General features: G+C 68.0%; 1 protein-coding gene. It reads right to left on the bottom strand.

All coding sequences use genetic code 11. From position 1 onward, the window contains the following. The coding region (locus VSR72_RS44070; protein WP_342958426.1) for a PepSY-associated TM helix domain-containing protein at window positions 1-416 on the bottom strand (416 nt) is incomplete at both ends.

The following is a 416-nucleotide window of genomic DNA, read 5'->3' as shown; positions in this document are numbered from 1 at the left end:
CCAGCGGCACCGGGCGCGGTGCATTCGGCCGCATTCCCGCCGCCGGGCCGCCACCGCCAAAGACTTGCGGGAAGGAAATCCACGCCCCCGTCAGTGACAGCACGAACAGCGGCAACGCGATCCAGAAGCCGAGCAAATGATGCAGATTGGTGTCGGTGTTGCGGTGCCGCCGCCAGCGCAAGCCGCGTACCCAGCGCCCCACCGTCGGCCACCACAGCCATAGCCCCGATACGCACGACAGCAGCATCGCGACGCCGATCCAGCCAACCACCTGCCGCCCAACGCCCGGAATGAGCATCGACCCGTGGATCATGTGCAGCGTGCGGATCAGACCGCTCCCGCTATTGGCAAAATCCAGCACGCGCGCGCTCGGCGGATCGAGCCAGACCGTCTTGCGCGGCGGCGGACCTTGGACC

The organism is Paraburkholderia sp. JHI869 (assembly GCF_038900775.1).
Lineage (GTDB): Bacteria > Pseudomonadota > Gammaproteobacteria > Burkholderiales > Burkholderiaceae > Paraburkholderia.
This window is presented reverse-complemented; position numbering and strand designations above follow the sequence as displayed.